Here is a 24,986-nt window from a genome sequence, read left to right on the forward strand (position 1 = left end):
GAAATTTGAGGCTTACCACCCACCACTGGCACCGCCACCGCCAAATCCGCCTCCGCCACCGCGAAAGCCACCTCCTCGCGAACTGCGCCCAAATCCACCAGAGCCACCGCCGAAACCGCCACGAGAACCTGTGCCAAATCCACCGCCAAATCCGCCAGAGCTGCCAAAACCTCCACGCAAAATTTCATCAAGCCCGTCGCCTAAAATGATAGTGTTGCCATAATCCCCATGTGAGCGTGATTTGTTTCTCATCATCATAAAAAATACGAAGAAAAAGAAAAGCATAAAGATTATGAAATCAATGTCGATTTCCTCGCCCTGAGCGCGCTCGATTTTGGCGAATTTTATGTCGCCACTCTCGATAAAATCGAGGATCGTAAGCACCCCAGAAACTATTCCGCCCTCAAAATCCCCAGCCCTAAAATGGGGCAAAATTTTATACTCGATTATGCGTTTTGACACGCCGTCAGTCAGCACGCCCTCCAAGCCATATCCGACCTCGATACGCACCCTGCGCTCATTTGGCGCGACGAGCAAAAGCACGCCGTTATCATAGCCCTTCTGCCCTATGCCAAGCGCCCTAGCCTGCTCGTTCGCGACCTCTTCGATAGAGTAATCCCCGAGCGTTTTTAGGGTTACGACCATGATTTGATTGGTGGAATTTTCGTCAAATTTAAGCAAAATTTCGTTTAACGCACCAGCCGTAGAGGCGCGCAAAATACCCGCCTCGTCGATAATAGCCGTGTCGTTTGGCAAGGCCAAATAGTCTGAAATTTTAGCCTGCAAAAAAGATAAAGCCAAAAATAAAAAAAGTAAAATTCTTCTCATTTTATTTCCACAATCTTTTCTTTGATTTCATCTTTATCGCCCATTTCATGGGGGATTTTCGCCATTATTAGCGCGCAAAGCCTATCTATACCCACGCTCACAGCCTCGCCGAAATTCGCAGTTTTTGCCTGAACGCAAAATTCCTGCACAATCTGCAAAAATTCAGAATTATCAATCTTCGCGCTGATATTTTCGCCACAAACTATGTGCGCGATTTTTTCATTTTTGCAAACACAAAAAATCACAGCGTTTAGGATTTTATCATATCCAAACAGCTCAAATTTACTCACGGCAAAGTCGTAAGTAAGCCTAAATTTAAAGAATTTAGGGATAAAAAATTCTAAAAATTTAGGAAATTTAGAAAATAGAAATTTAAAGAGCAAAAATACAATCGCAATCAACTCAAACGCGCCTACTTTGCCTACTTGCTGGAAAAACATCAGCGCAGTGCCCACTACAAAGGCAATCGTGCAAGCCACGCCCCAGCTAAGGGGCTCTAAGTCCAAAGCCTCGCCACTTAGCACGCAGATAATCTCAGCGTCGCTCGCATCTTCGGCCTTTGAAATTTTATCCGTTATGGCGTCTTTGTAAATTTGCTCAATCATCTAAAACGAAACTTTTGGCGCGTTTTGATTGGCTTCGCCTGCGTTAAATACAGGCTTAGCTCCGCCTTTGCCTACGAGTTTGGCGATGATATTTGTAGGGAAAACCCTAATCATCTTGTTATACTCTTGCACCACAGCGATATAGTCCTTGCGAGCCACAGCTATGCGGTTTTCGGTGCCCTCTAACTGATTTTGCAAATCCGTGAAATTTGAGTTTGCTTTTAGCTCAGGGTATCGTTCTACAACCAGCATTAAGCGCGATAGAGCCGAGCTTAGCTCGCCTTGTGCGTTGTTAAACTGCGTAAAGGCTTCTGGGTTATTTGCGATATCGTTTGCGTCGATTTTCACGCTCGTTGCCTTCGCGCGAGCCTCGATTACGCCCTCTAAGGTGCCTCTTTCATGGCTTGCGTATCCTTTGACGGTTTCGACGAAATTTGGGATCAAATCAGCGCGCCTTTGATATTGGTTTTGCACCTGCGCCCAGGCCGCATTGACATCTTCGTCTTTTAGGGTCAGTTTGTTATACACAGGCACGGCGAAAATCGCAAACACAGCCAAAATTATGCCAGCGATAATCAGCCATTTTAGCCAGCCTTTTGATGATTTTTTCTCGACATTAGCAGAGCCATTGTAGGTTTGGCTTTGCTCTGCACCTTTTGCGCCTTTTTCGCCGTCATAGCCGATTTGTTCGGCGCCATTTTGGTTTTCTAACTCGTTCATACCACTCTCCTTGATATTTTTTCATGAAGTTTAACTAACACATCATACTCAATCGTGCCAAAAAATCTCGCCCACTCTCTGGCGTCATTTATCACGCACACTCGCTCGCCACCAAACTCAGCGCAAAAGCTATCCATAGACATTTTGCCAAGCAGCCTTTCTCCACTGGCTAATCGCAAATCGCCAAGCCCAGCGTATCGCAAAAGCCCGTCTGCATAGCCCAAATCATAGGTGCCGATTTTCATATCGCACGGCGCGCAAAACACCCCGCCATAGCCTACCCTTTCGCCTTTTTTAAGCACTCTTTGGCTGATTAAATCAGCCCACAAGCTAAGCACAGGGCGCAAATTTAGGCTATCATCAAACTGAGCGTATCCATACTGCGCCATACCCACGCGCACAAACTCATCATCAAACCCCGCTCTACGCTCGATCGCGGCTGAATTTGAAGAGTGTAAAATAAGCTCATTAAATCCAGCCTCATTTGCCTTAAATTTGGCGATTTTTTTAAATTCGGCGAAATTTTGCCTTTGCGCGTAAAAATCAGAGCTTAGCTCATCGCTAGCGCGGTAATGGGTAAAAAATCCGCGCAAATTTAGCGAGTGTTTTTTACAAAGCGCGAGTGCTTCGTCCAAATCATAGGCGCAAATTCCATTTCTATGCATATTTGTATCTGCGACAATATGAATATTCGTGCCTGTTTTTAGGCGCGAAAAATAGCTCATATCATTTACGGCATAAATAAAATTTGGATTTTCGTTTCCGTTTGGGATATGCGAAAGAATTAAAATTTCCTCAAAAAATTCTGAAATCTCGCGCGCTTCATCTAGCGTCCTAGTAACGGCTCTTTTGATACCAAACTCACGCGCCAAACCCGCGATTTCGCGCATGCCATGCCCGTAAGCATTATCTTTAAGCACGAGCATAATGCGCTCTTTGGCTACTTTTTGCGAAATTTGCGAAAGATTGTGAAAATACGCTGATTTATCAATCAAAATTTCAGACATTAAAGCTCACTCCATACGCCTTGTATAAATACGGCAAAAGCTTGCGAATAGCATAATCATAGCCGTAAAATTTGGCGTAAATTTCCTTTAAATTCGCCTCTTTTGCGTTTGCGAAATCAAACACATCTGTGCCCTCTATTTTTGGCACTTTTTCGTCTAGTAGCGCGAAAAATTCAGCCCTAGCGCCAAGAAGCTCTTTTATATTTTGCTCGACTAGCTCTTTTTCCATTATTTTGCAATCTCCTCTAATGCGCCCATTATCACCCTTTGCATTTCATCGCGAAATTCAGGAGTTTTAGCCTCAAATCTCGTTACGATTATCGGTGTGGTATTGCTAGCTCTCACCAAAGCCCAGCCATCATCAAACCTCAATCTAACCCCGTCGATTTCTATCATATCGCGCACGGCTGGAAGCCCAGAAATGCCGTTTTTGGCTAAATTTTTAAATTTTTCAATTATCTCAAATTTAGCGGTGTCTGTGGTTTTAAATTTTATCTCATCAGTGCTGTGCATTACAGGCAGTGCGTCAAGTTCGGCATCTAGATCAATGCCTTTTGCCACAAGCTCCAAAACTCTCATCATCGCATACACACCATCATCAAAGCCAAAATATCGCTCCTTAAAATAAATATGCCCGCTCACCTCGGCCGCCAAATCAATGCCAAGCTCCTTCATAGCCTTTTTGATATTGCTATGACCGGTTTTACCCATAAAGCTCTTGCCACGGCGGTTTATCTCATCATACATTACCTGCGAGCATTTGACTTCGCCAAGGATTTTTGGATCTTTCATATTTAACGACAGCAAGCAGGCTAGCTCGTCGCCTTTGATATTTCGCTTCGCTGTTAGCACGGCGATTCTATCGGCGTCTCCGTCGAAACCAAAGCCCAAATTTAGCCCGTTTTCGCTAATTGCATTTTTTAAATCGACTAAATTTTTCTCTTCGCTTGGGTCTGGGTGGTGATTTGGGAAATTTCCGTCAGGTTCTGGAAATAAAATTTTAGCATTTAAGCCCAATCTTTCCACGATTTTACACGCCGTAACACCTGCTGCGCCGTTTGCACAATCAATCACAAATGGTGTTTTGAAATTTTTCAAATTTGCAAATTCTTTTTCGAAATAGTCCAAATACTCGCCCAAAATATTATATTTTTCGCAAAATGTATTTGTTGGGATCTCTACGCCACTAGCCATAAATTCAGCCACTTGGCGGCCGAGTGTTTTAAGCTGTGTGCCAAAAAAACTATCCGTGCCGATTGTGATTTTAAAGCCGTTATAATTTTTCGGATTGTGCGAGCCTGTAATCATAATGTTTGCGTCAAATTTATGCGTAAATACGCCAAAATACCCAACTGGCGTAGGCAAAAGACCAATATCAAAAATCCTAAGCCCAGCGTAATTAAGCCCACTTACTAGGTATTCAAACATATCTGGCGCGCTTAGCCTCGCATCATAACCCACGCTGATACGCTCGCGGCCTAAATGTCTAAGGTGCATACCAAAGGCAAAACCAATCGCCTTAACGCTCTCTTCGTTTAGATCCTCGCCCACGATTCCGCGGATATCGTATTCTCTAAAAATATCTTCAATCATAAAATTCCTTGACAAAAAAATTACAATATTTTAAATTATAAATGTTAAAATTTGTCAAATTTAAGGAGTCAAAATGAAAAAAATTTTTCTTGTTTGTGCGATTTTGGGCGCAGTTTTCGCTAAGGATTATGAGGTGATTGATAGTGTAAATACTTCGTTTAGAATTTTTGGCAAAAACGATAGAATCGAGGTTATCAGCGTCAGCGACCCTAAAATCGACGGGGTTACATGCTTCATCTCATACGCCAAAAAAGGTGGCGCCAAAGAGATTGTTGGCGTCGAAGAAGACCGCTCAGAAGCCTCTGTTTCATGCAGCCAAACAGCCCCAAAAATCATAATCAAAGAAGAGCTTAAAAAAGAGGATATATTTGCGAAAAAATCCTCGCTAATCTTTAAAAAAACCCATGTCGTGCGTATGTTTGACGAAGCAAGCCAGAGCATAATTTATCTAGTGTATTCAGATAAAATCATCGACGGCTCGCCAGATAATTCTATCTCGGCAATTCCGTGCAATCAAGCCGTAGGCAAGGTGTGCGAATTTAATTACAAAAAATGAGAATTTTTAAGAATTTTTTGATAAAATCCCAGCTCTTAATAAAATTTATCATTTAGCAAGGAAAAATATGAAATCTATTTTTAGCATGGAATCTGCCAGCATTATGCTTGCCCTGCTGGCTATCGCGTGCGCGGTGGCGACATTTGTGGAGACTGCATTTGGCACGCCAGTAGCGTGGGCGAGTGTGTATAATGCATGGTGGTTCGGGCTGATAATGCTACTTTTGGGGCTAAATTTAGCCTACAATATCTACCGCTACCGCCTCGGCGATATCAAAAAGCTTCCGACCTTTATATTTCATTTAAGCTTTCTTTTTATTTTGCTTGGTGCTGGGCTTACGAGATATTTTGGATTTGAGGGGAATTTGCACATTAGAGAGGGAGAGGAAAGCTCGCTAATTAGCACCAAGGACGAATTTGTGCAGTTAATCAGTATAGGCGAGGATAAAAATTTCATCTCAGCCGATGAAAAAAACTACCTAAGCGGCGTGGGAAAGATGAAATTTGATCTAAATTTAGATGTAAATGGCAAAAACGCAAATTTGAAATTTAAAGAATTTATCCCGCACGGCGAGCTAAAATGGGTCAAAGACGAGAGCCAAAGCGCACCCGCTAGAATCGAGTTTTTGTTCTCAAACGATACCCAAAAACAGCCCCTTTCGCTACTTTCTGGGCAGAGTATCGAGCTAGGCGAGGTTAGCATTAGCTTTAATACCATGCCAAAAACCAAATATTTTATCTATGTCAAAAACGACGCCGATAAATTCTATATAAATTCGAATTTCGACATAAACGCCACTAAAATGGGCACTAGCGAAAAAATCGCACTAAATAAAAATGAGGATAATCTAATCGATGATTTATCACTTTATAGCTTTGAGGGGACGAATTTCGCCCCAGTTAGCCTGCTAAGCTCAGCTGTGGAAAAATTTGTTAGGGTCGAGGAAAATTTAGCCGGTATGGGTGGCATTATCGCAGATCTTAGCTATAACAACGAAAACAAAGAGGTGCTAGTAATCCAAGGCGAAAAGGGGCTTCAATACGAAGTCGGCGGCGCAAATTTTATCACGCTTTTGGGGCCAAAAATGGTAAATTTGCCGTTTAAATTAGCTTTGCGTGATTTCGTCATGGATCGCTACCCAGGCACGAACTCGCCCTCAGGATACAAAAGCAAAGTCACCGTCAAAGACGGCGCAAACAGCTATGATTACGATATTTATATGAACCATGTCCTAGATCACGGCGGATACAGATTTTTCCAAAGCTCGTATGACAGGGACGAGGGAGGCACCGTGCTATCTGTAAATCGCGACCCGGGCAAATTCCCGACATATCTAGGATATTTTCTGCTCTGCCTTGGTATGTTTTTAAACTTTTTAAACCCAAATTCGCGCTTTTTCAAGCTTTCTAAACTCATCAGCGAAAACACTCACCTTGCAAAAAGCGTGGCGATTTTGGCTGTAATTTTCGCCTGTGTTGCGCCAAATTTAGCCCATGCAGAGGGAAATGAGAGTGTGAATTTAAATGAAATCAAGCTAAATTTGCCAAATTTTGATAAGGAATTTAGCAAAGAACTAGGCAAATTAGTCGTGCAAGGTTTCAATGGCCGTATGGAGCCATTTGATACAGTTTCGCGCGAAATTTTGCACAAAATTTACCGCGGCGAAACCTACAAGGGCGAGGACGGGATTACGCTCAATCACAACGAAGCCTTGCTTTCGTTTATGCTAAATCAAGATTATTGGCGCACCGCTAAAATCATACGCGTGGGCGATAAGGAACTACGCAAAATTTTGGGTTTAGATGAAAATCAAAAATACGCTTCGATGATGGATTTTTTCGAAATGAAGGATAATGAGAGCTTTTATAAGCTTGACAAATTAAGCGAGGAAATCAACCGCAAACCCCTTGGTAACCGCTCTGCGCTCGATAAAGAAATCATCAAAGTAAATGAGAGAGTAAATGTGTTTTACGGCGCGATTATGGGCGAATACTTCCGCATAATCCCTACCGGAAAGTCAAACGATAGCACCTGGATTTCGCCGTTTGCAACCCTTGAAATGCTGGGCGAGAGCGAGCGCGATAAGGTGCGCGATATGAGCGCGATGTTTGCCACAGCTGTGATTTACGCCCAAAACAAAAACGACTGGCAAAGCGCAAACAAAATGCTAAGCATTATCAAGGATTACCAAATCAAAAATGGTGGCGAGTTAGCACCTAGCGAGAGTGCGATAAAATATGAAATTTTATACAACAACGCGCATATTTTCAAGCGACTTTTTTCGATTTATACAATCGCTGGATTTTTGCTTTTAATCTTTATTTTTATCCGTATGATGAAGCCAAATTTGGGCTTAAAATGGGCGTTTAATTTAGTTTGGTTTGTAAATGTAGTGGCGTTTTTGATACATACTTTCGGGCTTGGGCTTCGCGCGTATGTATCAGGACACGCGCCGTGGTCGAATTCGTATGAGTCGATGATTTATATCGCGTGGGCGTTAGCGCTTAGTGGAATTTTCTTTTCGCGCAAATCTGCGATTTCTTTGGCACTAACGGCGATTATGGCGGGAATTACGCTAATGGTGGCGCATTTAAGCGATATGGATCCACAAATCACAAATCTACAACCAGTGCTAAAATCACACTGGCTGACAATCCATGTATCTGTAATCACCGCAAGCTACGGATTTTTGGGGCTTTGTATGTTGCTTGGAATTTTCACGCTTTTGATGTTTTGCTTCGGCAAAAACAACCCAGAAATCGCGCGCAATATCACAGAAGCCACTAGAATCAACGAAATGTCGATGATCCTTGGGCTTTGTTTGCTAACAGCTGGAAACTTCCTAGGTGGCGTGTGGGCAAACGAGAGCTGGGGCAGGTATTGGGGCTGGGATCCGAAGGAAACTTGGGCTTTGATTACGATTTTTGTCTATGCGATCGTGGTGCATTTTAGATTTATGCCAAAGCTAAATTCACAATTTGCCTTCGCCGTAGCGTCGATGTTTGCGTATTTTAGCGTCATAATGACATATTTTGGAGTAAATTTTTATCTCACAGGTATGCACTCTTACGCAGCGGGCGAAAAAATCCCTGTGCCAAGCTGGGCATATATAATGACAGCTTCTATGTTTATTTTGGCAATCGTTGCATATTTTCGCTCGGGAAAATCGGCTAGATTGTAAAATTTATTATATGAAATTTAGAGTTTGTAAAAATAAAATTTCAAACTCTAAATTTTAAAATTTCATTAAATAATTCCCTTAAATAGGCATTTTAAGCCAAAATTCTTAACTCAAATCAATTAAATTTAATATTTATTTGGCTAGAATTACCCTTTTATTTCACAAAAAGAAAGGGTAAAGATGTCTGTTAAATCTGATTTTAGTGAAAATAGACGAGGCTTTATCGGACTTGCGTTTGGTGCGGTCGCTGCTGTGGGCGGCGTGTTTGCATTAGGCGGTATGAAAAAAAGCTGGGATCCGCTTCCTAGCGTCAAAGCAGCCGGCGTAACGACTGTGGATTTAAGCCCGATTAAAGACGGAGAGCTATACAGGACAGAGTGGCGCAAAAAGCCAATATTTATTCTCAAAAAGACAGCCGATATGGGCAAAAACGATGAACGAGATGTCGTCGTAGGTGGCGCTAGATACACGCTTTGTATCGGTCTATGCACGCATTTGGGCTGTATCCCTAGCTACAAACCAGCTTCTAAACAATTCGTTTGCGCATGCCACGGAGGCGTTTTCAACACTGACGGCGTAGCTGTGTTTGGTCCGCCACCACGCGGTATGGATATACCTCCGTTTAAAATCGACGGAACTAAACTTGTCCTTGGCGAAGAAGGCCCTGAATATCAAGCTCTAATGGGCAAAGCGTAGGAGGATTGATATGCATGTAAGAAAATCAACAGGCATCTTGGATTGGTTAGATCAAAGACTTGCTGTTAATAAATTTATGAAAGTTATGATGACGGAGTATTGGATTCCGAAAAACATCAGCTTTTTATGGGCTATGGGCGTTATTTTGATGACGCTATTTATCGTGCTTTTCGTAAGCGGTTTAATGCTTGTAATGTATTACAAACCAGACGCTGCTTTGGCCTTTGATAGCGTAAATAAAACTATCATGCAAGAGGTAGAATATGGCTGGCTATGGCGACATATCCACGCAGTGGCTGCTTCTGTCGTGTTTTTGGTGATTTATATCCACACTTTTGTGGGACTTTACTATCGCTCATATAAGCAAGGCAGAGAGATGATTTGGGTCAGCGGTATGCTACTTTTCATACTTTTCTCAGCCGAAGCTTTTAGCGGATATATGCTTCCTTGGGGACAAATGAGCTACTGGGCGGCTATGGTTATTACAAATTTATTCGGCGGAATTCCAGTCATAGGAGACGCTGTGGTCGAGTGGATCAGAGGCGATTACGCTGTAAGCGATCCGACTTTGACAAGATTTTTTATGCTTCATGTCTGCTTGCTTCCGATAGTCGTAATCTCTGTCATCGCGCTTCACTTCTACGCACTTCGCGTCCCTCATGTAAATAACCTAGACGGCGAAGAAATCGATTTTGAGGTAGAGAGCGAAAAATTCCTAAGTGGCGATACAAAAAATGCGAAAGTTATCCCATTTTGGCCAGGATTTTTATCAAAAGACTTCTTATATCTCTCAATCTTTATGATATTTTTCTTCTATTTGGTTGGCTTTCAATTCAATTTCGCAATGGATCCGATAAATTTCGACCCTGCAAACAGCCTCAAAACACCAAACCATATCTACCCAGAGTGGTATTTCTTGTGGCAATATGAAATTTTACGCGGATTTTTCTTCGATGTTGGACCATTAAAGGCAGCAGATATCGGACTTATGGCGTTTGCGTTCGCTGGCGTTTCACTAATGATAGTTCCATGGATGGATAGAAGCTCTGTCGTAGCCCCAGCTCACAGAAACAAAGCATATTTTATCTGGTTTTGGGTATTACTAATCGATATGATACTTTTAAGCCTATTTGGCAAACTCCCAGCAGACGGCGCAGAGCTTGGCATATCAAATACATATTGGGGCTTTATTTTATCGATACTTTATATCGCATTGATAGTAGTTGTCTTGCCTTTGATAACAATCGCAGAAAGAAAGAAAAGAGGTTAAGATGAAAGAGATAAAAACATTAGCAATACTCGTTGTTTTAGTAGCGGTTTTATACTGGATGATTGAGCCTTTTGCTCATACTAGACTTAGCCCGCATGTCGATCCTGCTAATTATGACTTTGCAGCCGAGGATATCACTCTTGCTACTACAAATGTCGAAAAGGCGCAAAAAGCCCTAGAAACAGCCCAAAATTCAGGCGATGAGGGTATGATCGCAAGTGCGACTAGAACGCTTCAAGACGCAAAAAATCAACAAGACAAAGTTACGCTATTTTGGGACGAGATTAATAAAATCGACATTATCAAAGGTGACGCCACAAGAGGCGCTGATACCTTTATGAACGCAGGTTGTGTGGCATGCCACGGCGTAAGCAAGCTTGGCATGGACGCTCCAATGGACGCGACAAGTGCTAGCGAAGCTTATGGCGTAAATCCACCAGATCTTAGCAGCGCAGGATATCTATACTCACCAAAATTCCTAGCCGCTCTTATCAAAGACCCTGTAATGGCGATGAAGCTAGATCATAAATTTGGCGATGAAAACCCGCACCCAATGCCAGCATTTTACGGACTTGGCGATGATATAAACCAAGAAATCGCAGATATCGTAGCATATCTACGCTCAATCGCACCAAGCGCAATGGAAAACGCGCAGGTTTTCGAGGACTCATGCCAAAGATGCCACGATGTCAAATATGCTGGTCGCAAAGTAACAAGCGATATGGAGAAAGTCGCAGCCTACATGGGCTCTACTCCGCCAGATTTATCAATGATGATTCGCTCGAAATTGCCTGATTATTTGCACGAGTTTATCAACGATACACAAAAGAAACTCCCAGGCACATCTATGCCTCGCGTTGGTTTGACACAAGAAGCTGAAAATCAAGTCGTCGCCTATCTCGAAGAAGTCGGCGATAGCAAAAAAGATGAGCGCGAAAAAACAGCACTTTACATAATGCTATATTTCGCGATTTTATCAGTTTTCGCTGGACTTTGGAAAAGCAAAGTTTGGTCGAAACTACACTAAAACTAAGTAGTCGGTTCGCCGACTACTTTTAAATTTATCCCCTAAATTTCAATAAATTTTCTCAAATTTAACCTTTAAATTTCACTAAATTTCGATTTTGAATCCGCATAAATTTTGCCCTAAATTTGGCTAAATTTCGGCTATCATTTAGCCTTGTTTTTGATAAACATTTTTATTATAGTTTAAGTATTTTGCTGTATAATCCCAAACTGATTTTGAAACCAATTAGCAAAAAGGCAGGTTATGAAATTTATCCTAAAATCATCTTTTTTACTGATTTTTCTGTTTTTATCATCGCTTTTTGGCGCAGATTACCAAGTCCATGCCCAGGCAATAAAGGCTAAATTCGAGCAGGCTTTGAGCGCGTATGATAACGGCGATAGCGCTAGTGCGCGCAAACTAACCCAAGAGGCGTATTTTAGCCATTTTGAAAATTTAGAAGCTGGAATCCGCATAAATTTAGGACAGAAAAAATCCTACGCTATGGAAAAGCAGTTTGGAAATATCCGCAAAGCCTTTAAAGCAGGCACTCCAAGAGGCGAAATCGAGGCTATGATAGCAAAGCTAAATAGCGAAATCACTGAAATTTTGCCAATCATCGAAAGCGGTCATAAACTAGTCGCCCAATATCAAAACGAGGGCGAAGAACAGTCTCAAACTAGCGCAAATCAAAGCGAAAATTCTGCCCCAAACACCACGCAAAATTCTAGCGCAAATTCGGGTGCAAATTCGGCAAATCAAACCCCAAATTCCGACCCAAATTCTCCATGGCTTAGCGTTTATAATGATTTCATCACCGAACTAAATAATGCAAAAACCGCCTTTGATAACAAAGACGAAACCGCGCTAAAATCGGCTTTAAACAAGGCTAAATTTGACATTTATCGCAACACTAGATTCGAAGAGGTCGTGCGAAAATATGTTTCTAGCAAAAACGACCAAATGATTCAACGAATTATCTCAAATTTATTGCGCGATAGCCTAAATACGGGCGAAGCGAAATTTAACCAATCTCTAAAAGATTTAGATGATTTGCTTCTTAGTGCCACGCAAAATTTGCCTAGCCAAACTTACGCCCTAGCCCCACAAAGCGCGCAAGAGGCTAGCGAAAGCGAAGTGGCGCAAAATGCAGATTTTAGCCAAACCGTAGCAAACATAAAATCCAAAATGGCGCAGGTTTTGGCTCTGTATGAGGCTGGCAAAACCGATGAGGCAATCGATGAGAGCGGAAATATCTACTTCGACGAATACGAAGAAAGTGGCATGGAAGCACTCGTGGGAGCCAAAAACTCCCAACTCAAACTTGACACCGAGGCTAGCTTTAATAAAATTTCAGCCCTAATTAGCTCTGGCGCGCCAAAAGAGCAAATTATCGCAGCGCAAAACGAGCTTTTTGCGCAACTTGAAGAGAGCCTAAATTTGACGCAAAATTCTAGCGCATGGGATCTGTTTTTATACTCGCTTATAATTATTTTGCGCGAGGGTATGGAGGCCCTAATCATCGTGGCTGCCGTCATCGCCCTACTTATCAAATCAGGTAACGAGGGCAAATTAAAAATCGTTTATAGCGCGCTTGCGGTAGCAATTGCGCTTAGTTTTGCCACAGCGTGGGGCATAAGCGCGATTTTTGGTGCCGCAAAAGCAGGTCAAAGTCGCGAAATCCTAGAAGGCGCGGTCATGCTAGTAGCCGTGGGATTGCTATTTTATGTCGGGTTTTGGCTTCTATCAAATGCAAATTCGAAAAAATGGAGCGCGTATATCAGTGGAGCGATTTCGCAAAGCCTGAGCGAAAAAGACGGCAAAATGCTATGGTGGATGGTCTTTTTAGCGGTATATCGCGAGGGAGCCGAGACGGTGCTATTTTATCTAGCGCTCATAATCGACGCTAAAACTCCGAGCGCGCTAGGTATGGTGGGCGCGGGATTTGTCGTAGGCGTAATCGCACTGCTCGTGGTTTATATCCTAATCAAAAAATTCTCGCTTCGTATCGCAATCAAGCCGTTTTTTATGATAACTTCGGCTATTATTTTTTATATGTCGATTGTCTTTGTCGGCAAGGGAATAATGGAGCTAGTCGAGGGCAAGGTATTTACACCAACCATAATCGAGGGCTTGCCTACGATTACATGGCTTGGATTTTACCCTTACAAAGAGAGCCTAATCCCGCAAGCTGCGCTAATCGTGGCTTTAATAGTTGGAATTTTGATAATCAAACAAAAAAACAAATCTATTTCAAAGGAGAATTTATGAAAAAATTATTTTCATCAGTTTTGGCTTTAAGCCTTGCTTCAAGTATCGCCTTCGCTGGCGAGCAACCTATCGGCGAACCAGTCGAAATGAACGGCATGGAGATCGCCGCTGTGTATCTACAACCAATCGACATGGAGCCAAAGGGCATTGATCTAGCACCTAGCCTAGCTGATATCCACTTAGAGGCTGATATCCACGCGATCGAGGGCAACGCAAACGGCTTTGGCGAGGGCGAGTGGATCCCATACCTAAAAATCGGCTACGAGCTAAAAAACCTAGATAACGGCAAAATCCAAAAGGGAAATTTCATGCCAATGGTCGCAAGCGACGGCCCACACTATGGCGCAAATGTCAAAATGGAAAATGGCGTGGGAAATTATGAGCTGATTTTCCATATCGAAAACCCAGGCGCAAACGGCTTTGGTCGCCACGCTGACAAGGCCACAGGCGTGGGCAAATGGTGGGGCGCATTTGATGTGAAATACACATTTGCATACACTGGAACTCCAAAAGAATAACGAAATTTCACCCTTTTTGGGTGAAATTTTAGAAGTGTTTGAAAAAAGGAAATTTGCAAATTTAGCGTTGTGAGAAATGCGAAGCATTTCCGTAAAAATAAAACCAGCTAAATTTAGAAAAACTTCGTTTTTCTAAATTTAGCCACTTCTAGCGTTTTACAGGGGTGGGGGTTGGTAAGGGGGAGGGTAGCGTCTCGCAAAAAGCGCGCCCTCCCCCTTACAGAGAATTTCACGGCGCAGATTAAATTCAAAAAATCGTTCAATGCAAAATTTGGGTTGAATTTTGAATTTAAATTTTTCTGGATTGCTTCACTTTCTGCGAAAGCTCGCAATGACAGCAAATTTAGCGCAAGGAATTTTAAATTCGTAGATTGCCACGAATTTCGCTAACGCAAAATTCTCGCAATGACAAATTAGACAAAATTTAAATTTTAAATTTGCATTTTATTTCAAACAGCTCTAAAATTTCACATTTAGGTTGCAGTTTTGTCGATATTTTTTTACCATTTTGTTTTGGCATTTTTGCCACTATTTATCGTCGCCGCGCACTTTGGCAAAAAAAATTTTGCATTTGCCTTTTTTGGAGCGGTGTTTGGGGGCGCCTGTTTTAGCGCGCTAAATCATAGTCTAATCGCGCAAGAGGGCAAAATTTTCTTTGATATTTTTGCCTTGGTTGCGCTATTTTTACTGCCATTTTGCGCTAAATTTTGCCTTGCGAAACTGGCTAAATTTTGCATTTTTGCCCTTGGCGTTTGCGCCTGTTTTGAGTATTTTTTAATCAGCGCAAATTTTAAAATTTTTAGCACCGAACTCCTTGATAGCGGGGCTATTCTAAACCTTTTTATGGTGATTTTAGCTCTTTCGTGCCTAGCTTTATTTTACCTGCTTTATAGCGAAATTTTAAAAAATCGTGCGCGCGCAAATTTTGTCGCCCTTACCCTAACCTGCGCCCTCTTATTCATCGCTAAGCTCGGATTTGTGGGGCTAGGGATCAGGCAGGGCGGATACTTCGCAAATTACGCCTCGCTCAAATTTATAAATTCGAGCGAATTTCTAAGCATAATCGCCAAAATCATCTACCACAACAACCAGCATTTAATATTGATTTTGTGTGCAATTGCCCTATTTATGGGGATTTTCTACCTAAATTTAGCCCCCAAAAAACTAGCGCAAGATGAAAATATCATCGCTTGGCGCATAAACAAAAGCGTAAGGTTTAAAATTTGGCGCACTTTCCTCTGCGCACTCGCACTTTGCGCCCTATTTTGCGCTATTAGCCTATATTATCTGCTAGTAGCTTCTCGCCCGCCTACGATTGATACACCCACACTCGTAGAACCAGTAAATGGCGAGTTTGTCTTTGACGCGCAGGCTTTGCAAGACGGGCGCCTTCACAGATACGCCTATATCAGCGATGATGGCCATAAAATCCGCTTTTTTTTGCTAAATAAATTTAACACTCATCTCTCGCCGGTTGCGGTGTTTGACGCGTGCTCGATTTGCGGAGATATGGGCTATGTCAAAAAGGGCGATGAGCTAATCTGCATAGCGTGCAATGTGCGAATTTTCTTGCCAAGTGTCGGCAAAATGGGCGGCTGCAACCCAATCCCAATGAAATTTGACTTTGACGGCGAGCGCGTAAAAATCGCGCTTAGCGAAATTTTAAGCGGAGCAAGCTATTTTAGCGAAATCGTCGAAAAACAGGTCATAGACCCCGTTTCGCGCGCGAGGATTTCAAATTCATCGAAATTCAGCTATTTGTATTATGGCAGGATTTATTTTTTCGAAAATGAAAAAAACGAAGAAATTTTTACTCAAAATCCGCAAAATTTCGTCGATGAAAACGGCACATTAAAGGAGCTTAAATAATGTTTTTTAGAATTTTAAAAGCTTCGATTTTTGGGGCTAAGGAGTCGAAATTTTTAGCGTTTTTGACGATTTTTTTATCTGTTGGCTTAATCGCTTGCATGCTAAATATCACTCTTAAAATCGGCGACAAACTAGCAAGCGAGCTAGGAAGATATGGCGCAAATATCGTGGTTTTGCCCAGATCTGCCAACCTAAATATCGAAATTGCGGGGCGCGATTTTTCGCCACTTGCAAACGATGATTTTTTGGCCGAAAGCGATTTGGTAAAAATCAAAGAGATTTTTTGGCGCAACAATATCACAAGCTACGCGCCGTTTTTATCCGAGCAAATCGATGAATTCGAGGTCGTTGGGACATATTTTGACAAACCCGCAGGCGTGAGTGATGAGCCTGATTTTAGAGTCGGGGTAAGGCACCTTTATCCATTTTGGCGCGTTAGTGGCGAGTGGGCAAAGGATGGCGCAGATGATGAAGTCATCGCAGGCGAAAAGCTAGGTTTAAAAATCGGCGATGAGATTGATCTAGGCATTTACACTGTGCGCGTGGTGGGGATTTTGCACGATGCGGAGGAATACAGCGGTAAAATCATCGCGAATTTAGCCTTCGTGCAAAAGCTCACTCACCGCGAGGGTCAAATCGCCAAAGCAGAAGTATCTGCAATGACAATCCCAGAAGATGATTTATCGGTAAAGGCTAGGCGCAATTTAGACAGCCTAGACGCCGTAGAGCACGATACTTGGTATTGCTCAGCCTATGTTAGCTCCATAGCATACCAAATCGCCGAGGATTTCCCAAACGCAAGCGCCAAAGCAGTCCTTAGCGTGAGCGAAGCCCAGAGCGGAATCACCAAAAAAATCCAAGGCCTAATGGGCGTGGTGAGTATCCTCTCGCTCATCATTTCTAGCATTTGCATTGCAAGCTTGCTTAGCAACGAAACCTTCAAGCGCAAAAAGGAAATCGGGCTTTTAAAGGCGCTTGGGGCAAGCGGTTTGTCTATATATTTGCAATTCATCGCCGAAACCCTCGTCGTGTGCCTTTTCGCTTCGATTTTAGGGGCGAGCGCGGGATACTTAGCAAGTCAGATTATCGCTCAGCAAATCTTTGGCTCGTTTTTGGGCTTTGCTCTGCTAGTTTTGCCACTAAGCATTGCATTTGGGTTTGTAATCTGTCTAATCGGCTCGATTTTGCCACTTCGTAGCGCGCTAAAACTGCCACCAGCGGAGGTTTTATATGGTAGAAAATAATAAATTTTATCGCACAATAGTCTTAAAAAGCATTTTTGCCAACTCTTTGCGCTCGTTTGTGATTTTTATCGCAATCGCCCTTGGCTCAGCAGTTTGCGCGGCGTTTGTGAATATCTGGGCAGATATCGACAAAAAAGTCGCAGGAGAATTAAACTCTTATGGGGCAAATTTGATAATCTCACCAAATTCCTCGCAGAATTTTATCATTAGCGAAGATGAACTAAAAGCGAAATTTCGCAGTATTCCAAATCTCAAAGCGCACAATAGCTATCTATTTAAAAGTGCGAATTTAGGGGTAAATTCGGCTGTGGTAATGGGCGTGGAATTTTCAAATTTGGCAAAAACAATGCCATTTTTGCAACTCAAAGAGGGCGAGCTAATCAGAGTGGATTTCGACGATAAAAACGCCCTAATCGGCGAGGATTTAGCCAAAATTTTAGGCGTGAAGCTAGGCGATGAAATCGGCATTTCTCCGCACAACGCAAATACAAATTTCACTCACAAAGTCCGCATAAAGGGCATTGTTTTTGACGGAGGCAAGGAAGATGGCTTGCTTTTAATCTCGCTAAATTTGGCGCAAAATATCTTTAATGCCAAAGGCGAAATCAACTACGCCGAAGCGATTGTAGATAGCGATTTTAAGGGTCTTAGCGAAATTTCTCGTAATTTAAGCGATGAGAAAATGAGCTTTAATGTCGTGGGCAAAGTATCCAAAACACAAGGCATAATCCTAGATAAAATCAAGCTTTTAATGCTACTAAGTGGCTTTACGATTTTAGCCATAACCTCGATTTGCATAAACACTAGCCTAAGCCAGGTCCTACTCTCTCGCATTAAAGAATTCGCCCTGCTTCGCGCTATCGGCGCAAACAGAGCCAATATCTTTCACATAATTTTGGGCGAAATTTTGCTTTTGTGCGTTAGCGGGGCAGTATTTGGCGCGATCATCGGGTATTTTTTAGCCATAATTTTGGGTCAAATTTTATTTTCTAGCGGAGTGGATTTTAGATTTATAGGGCTTGTAATGGCGGTGATTTTATCGCTGATTTTCGCGCTTAGTGCGAGTTATTATCCCATAAAACGGGCGCTAAATCCAAATTTGGCAAATTTATTAAAGGAATAATATGGAAATTTTAAAATTTAATGGTATTTGTAAATATTTTGGTGATGTAAAGGCGCTAGATGACATTAGCTTTGGCGCGAAAAAGGGCGAGTGGGTGAGCATAATGGGGCCAAGCGGGAGTGGCAAAAGCACACTTGTAAATATCCTCTCCCTAATGGATAGCCCCACAAAGGGCGAGTATTTGCTAGGCGGAGATGATGCTAGCTCGCTAAATGAAGCGCAAATTTTAGAATTTCGTCGCAAAAAAATCGGCCTTGTTTTTCAGCAATTCCACCTCATACCATACCTAAACGCCATTGAAAATGTCATGCTAAATCAATACTACCACTCCTGCGTCGATGAAAAAAGCGCAAAAAGCGCGCTCGAAAGGGTCGGCCTAGCGCACAGGCTGGCGCATAGACCAAGCGAACTTAGTGGTGGCGAACAGCAGCGGCTTTGTATCGCGCGCGCCCTAATCAACGAGCCTGATATCATCATCGCCGATGAGCCTACGGGCAATCTAGACGAGGCGAACGAGGCTGTGATTTTGGAGCTTTTTAAGGGACTGCGCGCCGAGGGAAAGAGCCTCATACTCGTTACGCACAACGAAGAATTAGGCAAATATGCCGATAAAATCGTGCGTTTAAGGCACGGAAAATTAGATAAAATCGAGGTTTTAAATGAAATTTAAAATTTTAAAATTTGCGTTAGCCCTAGCGTGCGCTTTAATGCTTGGTGCATGCGATGGCGAAAAACGCCATTTAGCCCTAAATGGCGAGAGTATCGCGACGAAATTTGACCCTAAAACTCGCTCTTTTATGGTCGGTGAAAACGACAAACCTGTGATTTTGTTTTTTTTCACGGCTTCGTGTGGGGCATGTGGGGCGCAAACCCCTATCCTAAATGAAATCCACGCCTCGCAAAAAGCCCTTGTAATCGGCGTTTTAGGCAGTGGCGGTGAGCTAGAAACGGATCTGAAAACCGCGCGCGAAAAAGGGGTGAAATTCCCTACGCTTAGCGCGCCAGCCTCTGTGAAATACCTATCAAATGTCGCTGGTGGGATATTTGGCACGCCAACCTCGCTGATATATGATAAAAACGGCAAAATGGTAAAAAAACTAATCGGTCTGTATCCAAAAAGTGCGTTTGAAAATGAAATTTAAAAATTTAGCCTAAATTCAGTAATTATTTAAATTTTTCCACTAGAATTAGTAACTTTTTTATTTAAGGATAAGAAAATGACAAACCGCATATTAATCGCGATTTTCGCCCTATTTAGCGCACTTTGCGCCGAGCCGTATAGCGCGTATTCAAACGACGCTGTAATGAAAAAAAATCCTAATGGTGGTGCGAACCTCGACATCGCCAAACTCTACGAATACTCCGACGCGCTGTGCAAGCATGCCTGCGAGTATCCGCTGAAATTTGACAGCGAGGACGAAGCCGAGCAAGGATACAACGACTCCGTGCTCATGGCGAGCGTTTTTGAGTACATAAACAAAGAGATCATCACCGATAAAATCGACGCCAAAGACCGCACGCAATTTGATATGAAATTCGCCCAAATTTATGTATCCCAACACAATTTCGATGTGCTAGGTGCGAAGGAAAAAGCCGACGCGATTTATGAGAGAATACTAGCGCGCGATAGCCAAAACACCGAGGTTTTAACGACTTATGGCGAGTTTTTGCTAAATTCCACTCGCACAGACAAGGCAAAAGAAATTTTATCTCGCGCTACCGAACTTGGCGCAAAACGCCCGTATTTGGCACTCGCAGCAATCGAGCTAATGAATCAAAACAACGCCAAAGGGATTGAGTATTTGGAGATTTACTGCGCCGAGTTTAAAGACGACGAAAAGGCCAAAACCACGCTCGAAGGGCTAAAATCAGGCGATATCATAATCGAAAAAATTGAGCGATAATTTTGGGCTAAATTTGCGAAATTTGGCGAATTTTAAAATTTGTCAAATTTCGCGCGCTAAGTTTAGAATTTATCGCGCGCGCCACGCAAAGAGCGCTAGCAAAAGCAAAATGCAGATTATATCCTCCAAGCATTCCAGATGCGTCTATGCACTCGCCTGCAAAATACAGTCCGGGGATTTTTTTGCTTTCACAATCCGCGCCTAACTCGTCCGCGCAAACGCCACCCGCGCTAATTTCGGCCTTTTCAAAGCCAAAAGTGCCAGCAGGGGCAAACTCGTAAGAGAAAATTCGCGCGATTTTTTCCAACTCTGCGTGGCTATATTTTGAGAAAATTTTATCCTGTAAATTTTGCGAGCGCAAAAACTCCAAAACAAAGCGTTTTGGCAAAAATGGCAAACTCGAAAGCTGTTTTTTCCCGCCATTTAGGGCCTTTTCTAGGCTTTGCATATTGTGATTTGGGGCGAAATTTAGAGTGATTTTGCCACTTCTCCAAAACAGCGACGCATTTAAAATCGCAGGCCCACTAATGCCTCTGTGCGTAAATAGCGCCTCGCCTACAATCTCGCGCCCTGCGAGCTTTGCGCGCACGCCAAGGCTCACGCCACTTAGATTTTTGAACCAAAACTCGCTCTTTTGCACGCAAAGCCCCACGAGGGCTGGTCGAAATTTCTCGCACTTTATGCCAAAACTCACCGCAAAGCTTAGCGCACTATCACTTGCGCCAAGCGCCCTAAAACTAGGCCCGCCTGTGGCGATTATGAGATTTTTGGCGCAAAATTTCTCGCCTTTAATGCTAAATAAATTAAAAATTTCGCCACTCTTTGAAATTTCGCAAATTTCGCAATTTGTGCGAATTTCGCAGGTTTTTTGCGCCATAGATAGTAGTTTTTGCAATACTGAACGCGAGTGGTTTTTGCAAAAATACTGAGCGTTTTTTTCTAAGCCAAATTCCAAAGGCGCAAACACGCTCAAAAGCTCATCTACGCTTAGCCGGCGCAGTATTTGCGAGATAAAATTTTCATCTCCTAAATAATTTTTCGCACTCAAATTCGCATTTGTGATATTGCACCGCCCACCACCGCTGGCTAAGATTTTGCGCCCTGCTAAGGCGTTTTTCTCCACAATCAAAACGCTTTTTGCGCGCAAATTTATAGCAGCAAAAAGCCCAGCCGCACCCGCGCCCACAACAATCACATCGTAAATCAAAATTTCTCCTATTTTTGGGCGCATTTTACTAAAATTTGCAAAATTGGGCAATAAATTTGGAGAATTTGTCTAAGCAAAATTTCAAAATTTCGCTAATATAAACCAAAAATTTCAAAGGGAAAAAATGATTTTAAAATCGATTTTTTGGTTTTTTGCTACGGTTTTGTTTTTGGGCGCGCTCGTGCTTTGCTTCGTGAAATTTCACCCTGTTTTTGGCGGAGTACCAGATGAGATTTCTATGGCGAAAATCCGCGCCAGCAAGGCTTACAATGGCAAAACCTTCGAAAACGCCCAGCCTACGGTGCTAGCGACCAGCGATGAAATGCCAAGCATGCTAAGCTGGCTTTATGATATGATTTTTACTCCCAAGGGCAAAAACCCCTCGCGCGCGCTTCCTAGCGTGAAATTTGAGCCTAGCGCCCTCAAAAACGGCGATTTTGTCTGGTTTGGGCATTCGAGTGTGCTATTTCGCATAAATGATTTAAATATCATCGCCGACCCTGTATTTTACCGCGCCTCGCCGATTTTCGTGGGTGGCGCGCCATTTGCGTATGAGATAACGCCTAGGATTTCGGACCTGCCAGATAAGCTATGCGTGGTAATCAGCCACGATCACTACGATCACCTCGACATGCGCGCTATCAGGGAGATTGACGCCAAAGCAGAGCGCTATATCGTGCCTCTTGGTGTGCGCGCCCACCTGCTTCGCTGGGGCGTGCAGGACGCGAAAATTACGGAACTGGATTTAGAAGAGAGCGCAAGCGTAAATGGTGTGAGTTTCACGCTCGAACGCGCTAGACATTTTAGCGGTAGATTTCACAGAAATACCACGCTGTGGGGCTCGTATGCGATTATCGCTGATGGGGCTAGGATTTTTTACGGAGGCGATAGCGGAGATGGCGAGCATTTCGCGCAAATCGCGCAAAAATACGGACACTTTGATATCGCCATGCTAGAAAACGGCGCCTACAACCGCGCCTGGGCGCAGATCCACTCCATGCCAGAGCAAAGCGCGAAAAACGCCAGCGTGCTTGGTGCGCGCGTGCTTTTGCCGATACACTGGGCGAAATTTGATTTGGCGTATCATAAATGGAGCGAGCCAATGGAGAGATTTGTGCGCGCTAGCAAGGAAGCTGGGGCGAAATACACTATCACAACGCCGCTTGTGGGGGAGGTTTTCAACCTATCAAATTTACCGCAAAACAGATGGTGGGAAGGCGTGAAGTAGCTGGGTTGCGGGACACTGCGCCAGATTTGTCATTGCAAAATTTTCACGCAAATAAAATTCCTAACACAAATTTTGCAAAAACACTGCCCCGAAATTTTAAATTCGTAGATTGCTTCGCTTTCTGCGAAAGCTCGCAATGACAGATTAAACAAATTTGCAAAACTCTTGCAATGACAATAACAAGCAAATTTCAGGGCAGTATTTTGCAAAATTTATGAAATTTTATAAAATCCGTCTTTTAGGGTGATTTTTCCTAAATTTAGCAAATTTGCTAAATTTGCCTTTGAGAGTTCGCTAAATTTAGCCTCTACATCGCTTAGGCTTTGAGGACGGCGAATTAGCATTGATAGGATTTCATCTTCGCTAAAATCGAGCTTTTCGCTATCGTATTTTGGTTTTGCGACTATATTTACGCTTTGATTTTTCAAAAATTTGCTTAAAAATTCTAGCCTCTCAAAGCTTACTGGCTTAGCGTTTTTAAACGCAGGCGGACGATCAATCGTGCCTAAATCAATGCGAGCGGGATTTATTTTTTCAAGCACCGAATTTAGCGCTTCAAATTCGCGCGCAGTATCGTTAAGACCTGCAACAACCAAAATTTCAATAACTAATTCGCCCCTAAATTCAGAGCTAAATTTAATCAAATTTGAGATAATTTCGTCCAAATTCACACTACTATGCGGATTATCAATTTTTTTAAAAGTTTCACTAACCACACTATCAAGGGAAAATTTGCAAATATCGCATTTCAAAAATGCTTCATAATTTTGCGAAATTCTGCTCGAATTTGATAAAACTAGCAGTTTTTGGGGCAATTTTAAAGCCTTAATCTCGCTTACAAGTTCGCCAAATTTAGGGTGAAGGCTAGGTTCGCCATTAGCCGTAAGCGTGATGACTTGGGTATTTTTAAATTTAGCCAAAGCCGCTTTTAGCTCATCAAGCACGGGCGAAATATCGCAAATCTCGCTCATCTGCGAAATAGGCTTTTTTGCTTTTAATTCGCAATATGCACAGTTGAAGTTGCATTGCTTCGAATTTGGACTTAAATCAATCCCAAGGCTCTGCCCAAAACGGCGAGAACTCACAGGACCGAAAATATATTTCATTTTCCCACGCTCATTTCATGCACTAAATTTATGAAATATTTCGCATTTTCCACAGGAATATCAGGCAAAATTCCATGCCCCAAATTAAAAATGTGCGGGCGATTTTTCATAACTTCCAAAATCTGCGAAACACCCTGTTTTATGGCATTTTTGTCATAAAGGCGGGTCGGCTCCATATTTCCTTGAAGCGTGTATTTTTGTCCGAGTTTTTTCGCAGCCAAATCAATCGGAGTGCTCCAATCCACGCCAAAAACATCGAAATTACCGCTAATCTTATCCAAATATCCGCTAATGCCCTTTGGAAAGACAATAATCGGAATTTGCGGAAATTTCGCCTTTAAATAGTCGCAAATTTCTAAAATATACTTCCAGCTAAACTCAAAAAACGCGCTTTCTTCTAATGCACTCGCCCAGCTATCAAAAATTTGCACGGCATTTACGCCGTTTTTGATTTGGTTTTCAAGGTAAAGTTTAGTCGTCTCCGTAACGGCGCGTAAAATTTCGTGCAAAAGCTCAGGGTTAGAATACGCCATTTTTTTGCAAATCGCATAAGTTTTTGTCGTGCCACCTTCGATCATATATGTCGCCACCGTCCAAGGCGAACCGCAAAAGCCAATTAGCGCCTTATCATCGCTTAAATTTTGCCTTGTTAGCGCGACCGTATCATAGACATATTGCAGATTTTTCACGGCTTTTTCGGAGCTTAAAGCCTTTAAATCTTCCACGCTCTTCAAAGGATTTTTAAATTTTGGACCCTCGCCTGCGACAAATTCCAAATCAAGCCCCATTTCAAGCGGAACAACCAAAATATCGCTAAATAAAATCGCCGCATCGACGCCTAAAATCTCCACAGGCTGGATTGTAACCTCGCTTGCTTTGCGAAAGTCCTTGCAAAGTTCCAAAAACCCGCCCACGCTTTTTCGCACTGCCATGTATTCTGGCAAATAACGCCCAGCTTGTCTCATCATCCACACAGGCGTATAATGTGTCGGCTTTTTCAAACATGCGTCGATAAAAATCATCATTGCTCCTTAAATAGGCTAAATTTAGTGAA

General features: G+C 42.7%; 23 protein-coding genes. 14 read left to right on the top strand and 9 right to left on the bottom strand.

What is annotated here, in order from left to right:
* Positions 1 to 12: 12 nt before the first annotated feature.
* Genes PF027_RS06095 through PF027_RS06120 form a run of 6 tightly spaced genes read right to left on the bottom strand, consistent with a single transcriptional unit; the run spans position 13 to position 4,753 of the window.
* A complete protein-coding gene (locus tag PF027_RS06095) occupies positions 13 to 828 on the bottom strand; it encodes a TPM domain-containing protein (protein ID WP_270872752.1) in 816 nt (271 codons plus the stop codon).
* Positions 825 to 1,433 (bottom strand): hypothetical protein, encoded by a 609-nt coding sequence (locus PF027_RS06100; RefSeq protein WP_270872753.1) that lies wholly within the window; start codon positions 1,431 to 1,433, stop codon positions 825 to 827. Before PF027_RS06100 ends, PF027_RS06095 begins: the two co-directional genes overlap by 4 nt.
* Entirely contained in the window at positions 1,434 to 2,153 is a 720-nt protein-coding gene (locus tag PF027_RS06105; protein ID WP_270865169.1) for a LemA family protein, read from the bottom strand. It abuts the gene before it with no gap.
* Complete coding sequence (locus PF027_RS06110; RefSeq protein WP_270872754.1) at positions 2,150 to 3,160, bottom strand: alanine racemase; 1,011 nt, start codon at positions 3,158 to 3,160, stop codon at positions 2,150 to 2,152. The genes PF027_RS06105 and PF027_RS06110 overlap by 4 nt, the downstream gene beginning before the upstream one ends.
* Positions 3,153 to 3,389: a CmeU family protein gene (cmeU, locus tag PF027_RS06115; RefSeq protein WP_270859962.1), complete on the bottom strand. Its 237-nt coding sequence runs from the start codon at positions 3,387 to 3,389 to the stop codon at positions 3,153 to 3,155. The genes PF027_RS06110 and cmeU overlap by 8 nt, the downstream gene beginning before the upstream one ends.
* The gene (locus PF027_RS06120; RefSeq protein ID WP_270872755.1) at positions 3,389 to 4,753 is read right to left on the bottom strand and encodes a phosphomannomutase/phosphoglucomutase; all 1,365 of its coding nucleotides are present in this window, start codon (positions 4,751 to 4,753) and stop codon (positions 3,389 to 3,391) included. The genes cmeU and PF027_RS06120 overlap by 1 nt, the downstream gene beginning before the upstream one ends.
* 73 nt (positions 4,754 to 4,826) lie before the next feature.
* On the opposite strand from PF027_RS06120, the gene PF027_RS06125 reads away from it, so the two are divergent.
* The 13 genes from PF027_RS06125 (at position 4,827) to PF027_RS06185 (ending at position 20,391) form a co-directional block, all read left to right on the top strand.
* Entirely contained in the window at positions 4,827 to 5,309 is a 483-nt protein-coding gene (locus tag PF027_RS06125; protein WP_270872756.1) for a CreA family protein, read from the top strand.
* Positions 5,310 to 5,376: 67 nt separating this feature from the next.
* Positions 5,377 to 8,490 carry a cytochrome c biogenesis protein gene (gene ccsA / locus PF027_RS06130; protein ID WP_270877239.1) on the top strand — a complete coding sequence of 1,038 codons (3,114 nt, stop codon included), beginning with the start codon at positions 5,377 to 5,379 and terminating at the stop codon, positions 8,488 to 8,490.
* Between the two features lie 180 nt (positions 8,491 to 8,670).
* Positions 8,671 to 9,186 carry a ubiquinol-cytochrome c reductase iron-sulfur subunit gene (gene petA / locus PF027_RS06135; protein ID WP_270859958.1) on the top strand — a complete coding sequence of 172 codons (516 nt, stop codon included), beginning with the start codon at positions 8,671 to 8,673 and terminating at the stop codon, positions 9,184 to 9,186.
* A 10-nt stretch (positions 9,187 to 9,196) separates the two neighbouring features.
* Entirely contained in the window at positions 9,197 to 10,456 is a 1,260-nt protein-coding gene (locus tag PF027_RS06140; protein ID WP_270877240.1) for a cytochrome b, read from the top strand.
* A gap of 1 nt (position 10,457) precedes the next feature.
* Entirely contained in the window at positions 10,458 to 11,483 is a 1,026-nt protein-coding gene (locus tag PF027_RS06145; protein WP_270862102.1) for a c-type cytochrome, read from the top strand.
* Positions 11,484 to 11,726: 243 nt separating this feature from the next.
* Positions 11,727 to 13,733 carry an FTR1 family iron permease gene (locus PF027_RS06150; protein ID WP_270872758.1) on the top strand — a complete coding sequence of 669 codons (2,007 nt, stop codon included), beginning with the start codon at positions 11,727 to 11,729 and terminating at the stop codon, positions 13,731 to 13,733.
* The gene (locus PF027_RS06155) at positions 13,730 to 14,251 is read left to right on the top strand and encodes an iron transporter (protein ID WP_270859954.1); all 522 of its coding nucleotides are present in this window, start codon (positions 13,730 to 13,732) and stop codon (positions 14,249 to 14,251) included. The genes PF027_RS06150 and PF027_RS06155 overlap by 4 nt, the downstream gene beginning before the upstream one ends.
* A gap of 486 nt (positions 14,252 to 14,737) precedes the next feature.
* Positions 14,738 to 16,120, top strand: coding sequence for a Fe-S-containing protein (locus PF027_RS06160; protein WP_270872759.1), 1,383 nt, complete (start codon positions 14,738 to 14,740; stop codon positions 16,118 to 16,120).
* The gene (locus tag PF027_RS06165) at positions 16,120 to 17,364 is read left to right on the top strand and encodes an ABC transporter permease (protein WP_270872760.1); all 1,245 of its coding nucleotides are present in this window, start codon (positions 16,120 to 16,122) and stop codon (positions 17,362 to 17,364) included. The genes PF027_RS06160 and PF027_RS06165 overlap by 1 nt, the downstream gene beginning before the upstream one ends.
* Positions 17,351 to 18,487 carry an ABC transporter permease gene (locus tag PF027_RS06170; RefSeq protein ID WP_270872761.1) on the top strand — a complete coding sequence of 379 codons (1,137 nt, stop codon included), beginning with the start codon at positions 17,351 to 17,353 and terminating at the stop codon, positions 18,485 to 18,487. Before PF027_RS06165 ends, PF027_RS06170 begins: the two co-directional genes overlap by 14 nt.
* A gap of 1 nt (position 18,488) precedes the next feature.
* Positions 18,489 to 19,157: an ABC transporter ATP-binding protein gene (locus tag PF027_RS06175; protein ID WP_270872762.1), complete on the top strand. Its 669-nt coding sequence runs from the start codon at positions 18,489 to 18,491 to the stop codon at positions 19,155 to 19,157.
* On the top strand, positions 19,147 to 19,629 hold the full coding sequence (locus tag PF027_RS06180) for a TlpA family protein disulfide reductase (RefSeq protein WP_270872763.1): 483 nt from the start codon (positions 19,147 to 19,149) through the stop codon (positions 19,627 to 19,629). The genes PF027_RS06175 and PF027_RS06180 overlap by 11 nt, the downstream gene beginning before the upstream one ends.
* A gap of 75 nt (positions 19,630 to 19,704) precedes the next feature.
* Complete coding sequence (locus PF027_RS06185; RefSeq protein ID WP_270865183.1) at positions 19,705 to 20,391, top strand: tetratricopeptide repeat protein; 687 nt, start codon at positions 19,705 to 19,707, stop codon at positions 20,389 to 20,391.
* Between the two features lie 7 nt (positions 20,392 to 20,398).
* Here the strand turns inward: PF027_RS06185 and PF027_RS06190 are convergent, their stop codons facing one another.
* Entirely contained in the window at positions 20,399 to 21,598 is a 1,200-nt protein-coding gene (locus PF027_RS06190) for an NAD(P)/FAD-dependent oxidoreductase (RefSeq protein ID WP_270877241.1), read from the bottom strand.
* Positions 21,599 to 21,722: 124 nt separating this feature from the next.
* On the opposite strand from PF027_RS06190, the gene PF027_RS06195 reads away from it, so the two are divergent.
* Positions 21,723 to 22,826 carry an MBL fold metallo-hydrolase gene (locus PF027_RS06195; RefSeq protein WP_270865185.1) on the top strand — a complete coding sequence of 368 codons (1,104 nt, stop codon included), beginning with the start codon at positions 21,723 to 21,725 and terminating at the stop codon, positions 22,824 to 22,826.
* A gap of 212 nt (positions 22,827 to 23,038) precedes the next feature.
* Here the strand turns inward: PF027_RS06195 and PF027_RS06200 are convergent, their stop codons facing one another.
* Together PF027_RS06200 and hemE are read right to left on the bottom strand one after the other, a co-directional pair.
* Positions 23,039 to 23,932: a radical SAM protein gene (locus tag PF027_RS06200; protein WP_270865186.1), complete on the bottom strand. Its 894-nt coding sequence runs from the start codon at positions 23,930 to 23,932 to the stop codon at positions 23,039 to 23,041.
* A complete protein-coding gene (gene hemE, locus PF027_RS06205; protein ID WP_270872767.1) occupies positions 23,929 to 24,954 on the bottom strand; it encodes a uroporphyrinogen decarboxylase in 1,026 nt (341 codons plus the stop codon). The genes PF027_RS06200 and hemE overlap by 4 nt, the downstream gene beginning before the upstream one ends.
* Positions 24,955 to 24,986 lie beyond the last annotated feature (32 nt).

The sequence above is a fragment of the Campylobacter sp. VBCF_01 NA2 genome, assembly GCF_027797205.1.
Classification (GTDB): domain Bacteria; phylum Campylobacterota; class Campylobacteria; order Campylobacterales; family Campylobacteraceae; genus Campylobacter_B.

Coding starts and splice junctions, on each gene's coding strand:
- PF027_RS06095 (WP_270872752.1), bottom strand. CDS start 828: ATGAGAAGAATTTTACTTTTTTTATTTTTGGCTTTATCTTTTTTGCAG.
- PF027_RS06100 (WP_270872753.1), bottom strand. CDS start 1,433: ATGATTGAGCAAATTTACAAAGACGCCATAACGGATAAAATTTCAAAG.
- PF027_RS06105 (WP_270865169.1), bottom strand. CDS start 2,153: ATGAACGAGTTAGAAAACCAAAATGGCGCCGAACAAATCGGCTATGAC.
- PF027_RS06110 (WP_270872754.1), bottom strand. CDS start 3,160: ATGTCTGAAATTTTGATTGATAAATCAGCGTATTTTCACAATCTTTCG.
- cmeU (WP_270859962.1), bottom strand. CDS start 3,389: ATGGAAAAAGAGCTAGTCGAGCAAAATATAAAAGAGCTTCTTGGCGCT.
- PF027_RS06120 (WP_270872755.1), bottom strand. CDS start 4,753: ATGATTGAAGATATTTTTAGAGAATACGATATCCGCGGAATCGTGGGC.
- PF027_RS06125 (WP_270872756.1), top strand. CDS start 4,827: ATGAAAAAAATTTTTCTTGTTTGTGCGATTTTGGGCGCAGTTTTCGCT.
- ccsA (WP_270877239.1), top strand. CDS start 5,377: ATGAAATCTATTTTTAGCATGGAATCTGCCAGCATTATGCTTGCCCTG.
- petA (WP_270859958.1), top strand. CDS start 8,671: ATGTCTGTTAAATCTGATTTTAGTGAAAATAGACGAGGCTTTATCGGA.
- PF027_RS06140 (WP_270877240.1), top strand. CDS start 9,197: ATGCATGTAAGAAAATCAACAGGCATCTTGGATTGGTTAGATCAAAGA.
- PF027_RS06145 (WP_270862102.1), top strand. CDS start 10,458: ATGAAAGAGATAAAAACATTAGCAATACTCGTTGTTTTAGTAGCGGTT.
- PF027_RS06150 (WP_270872758.1), top strand. CDS start 11,727: ATGAAATTTATCCTAAAATCATCTTTTTTACTGATTTTTCTGTTTTTA.
- PF027_RS06155 (WP_270859954.1), top strand. CDS start 13,730: ATGAAAAAATTATTTTCATCAGTTTTGGCTTTAAGCCTTGCTTCAAGT.
- PF027_RS06165 (WP_270872760.1), top strand. CDS start 16,120: ATGTTTTTTAGAATTTTAAAAGCTTCGATTTTTGGGGCTAAGGAGTCG.
- PF027_RS06170 (WP_270872761.1), top strand. CDS start 17,351: ATGGTAGAAAATAATAAATTTTATCGCACAATAGTCTTAAAAAGCATT.
- PF027_RS06175 (WP_270872762.1), top strand. CDS start 18,489: ATGGAAATTTTAAAATTTAATGGTATTTGTAAATATTTTGGTGATGTA.
- PF027_RS06180 (WP_270872763.1), top strand. CDS start 19,147: ATGAAATTTAAAATTTTAAAATTTGCGTTAGCCCTAGCGTGCGCTTTA.
- PF027_RS06185 (WP_270865183.1), top strand. CDS start 19,705: ATGACAAACCGCATATTAATCGCGATTTTCGCCCTATTTAGCGCACTT.
- PF027_RS06195 (WP_270865185.1), top strand. CDS start 21,723: ATGATTTTAAAATCGATTTTTTGGTTTTTTGCTACGGTTTTGTTTTTG.
- PF027_RS06200 (WP_270865186.1), bottom strand. CDS start 23,932: ATGAAATATATTTTCGGTCCTGTGAGTTCTCGCCGTTTTGGGCAGAGC.
- hemE (WP_270872767.1), bottom strand. CDS start 24,954: ATGATTTTTATCGACGCATGTTTGAAAAAGCCGACACATTATACGCCT.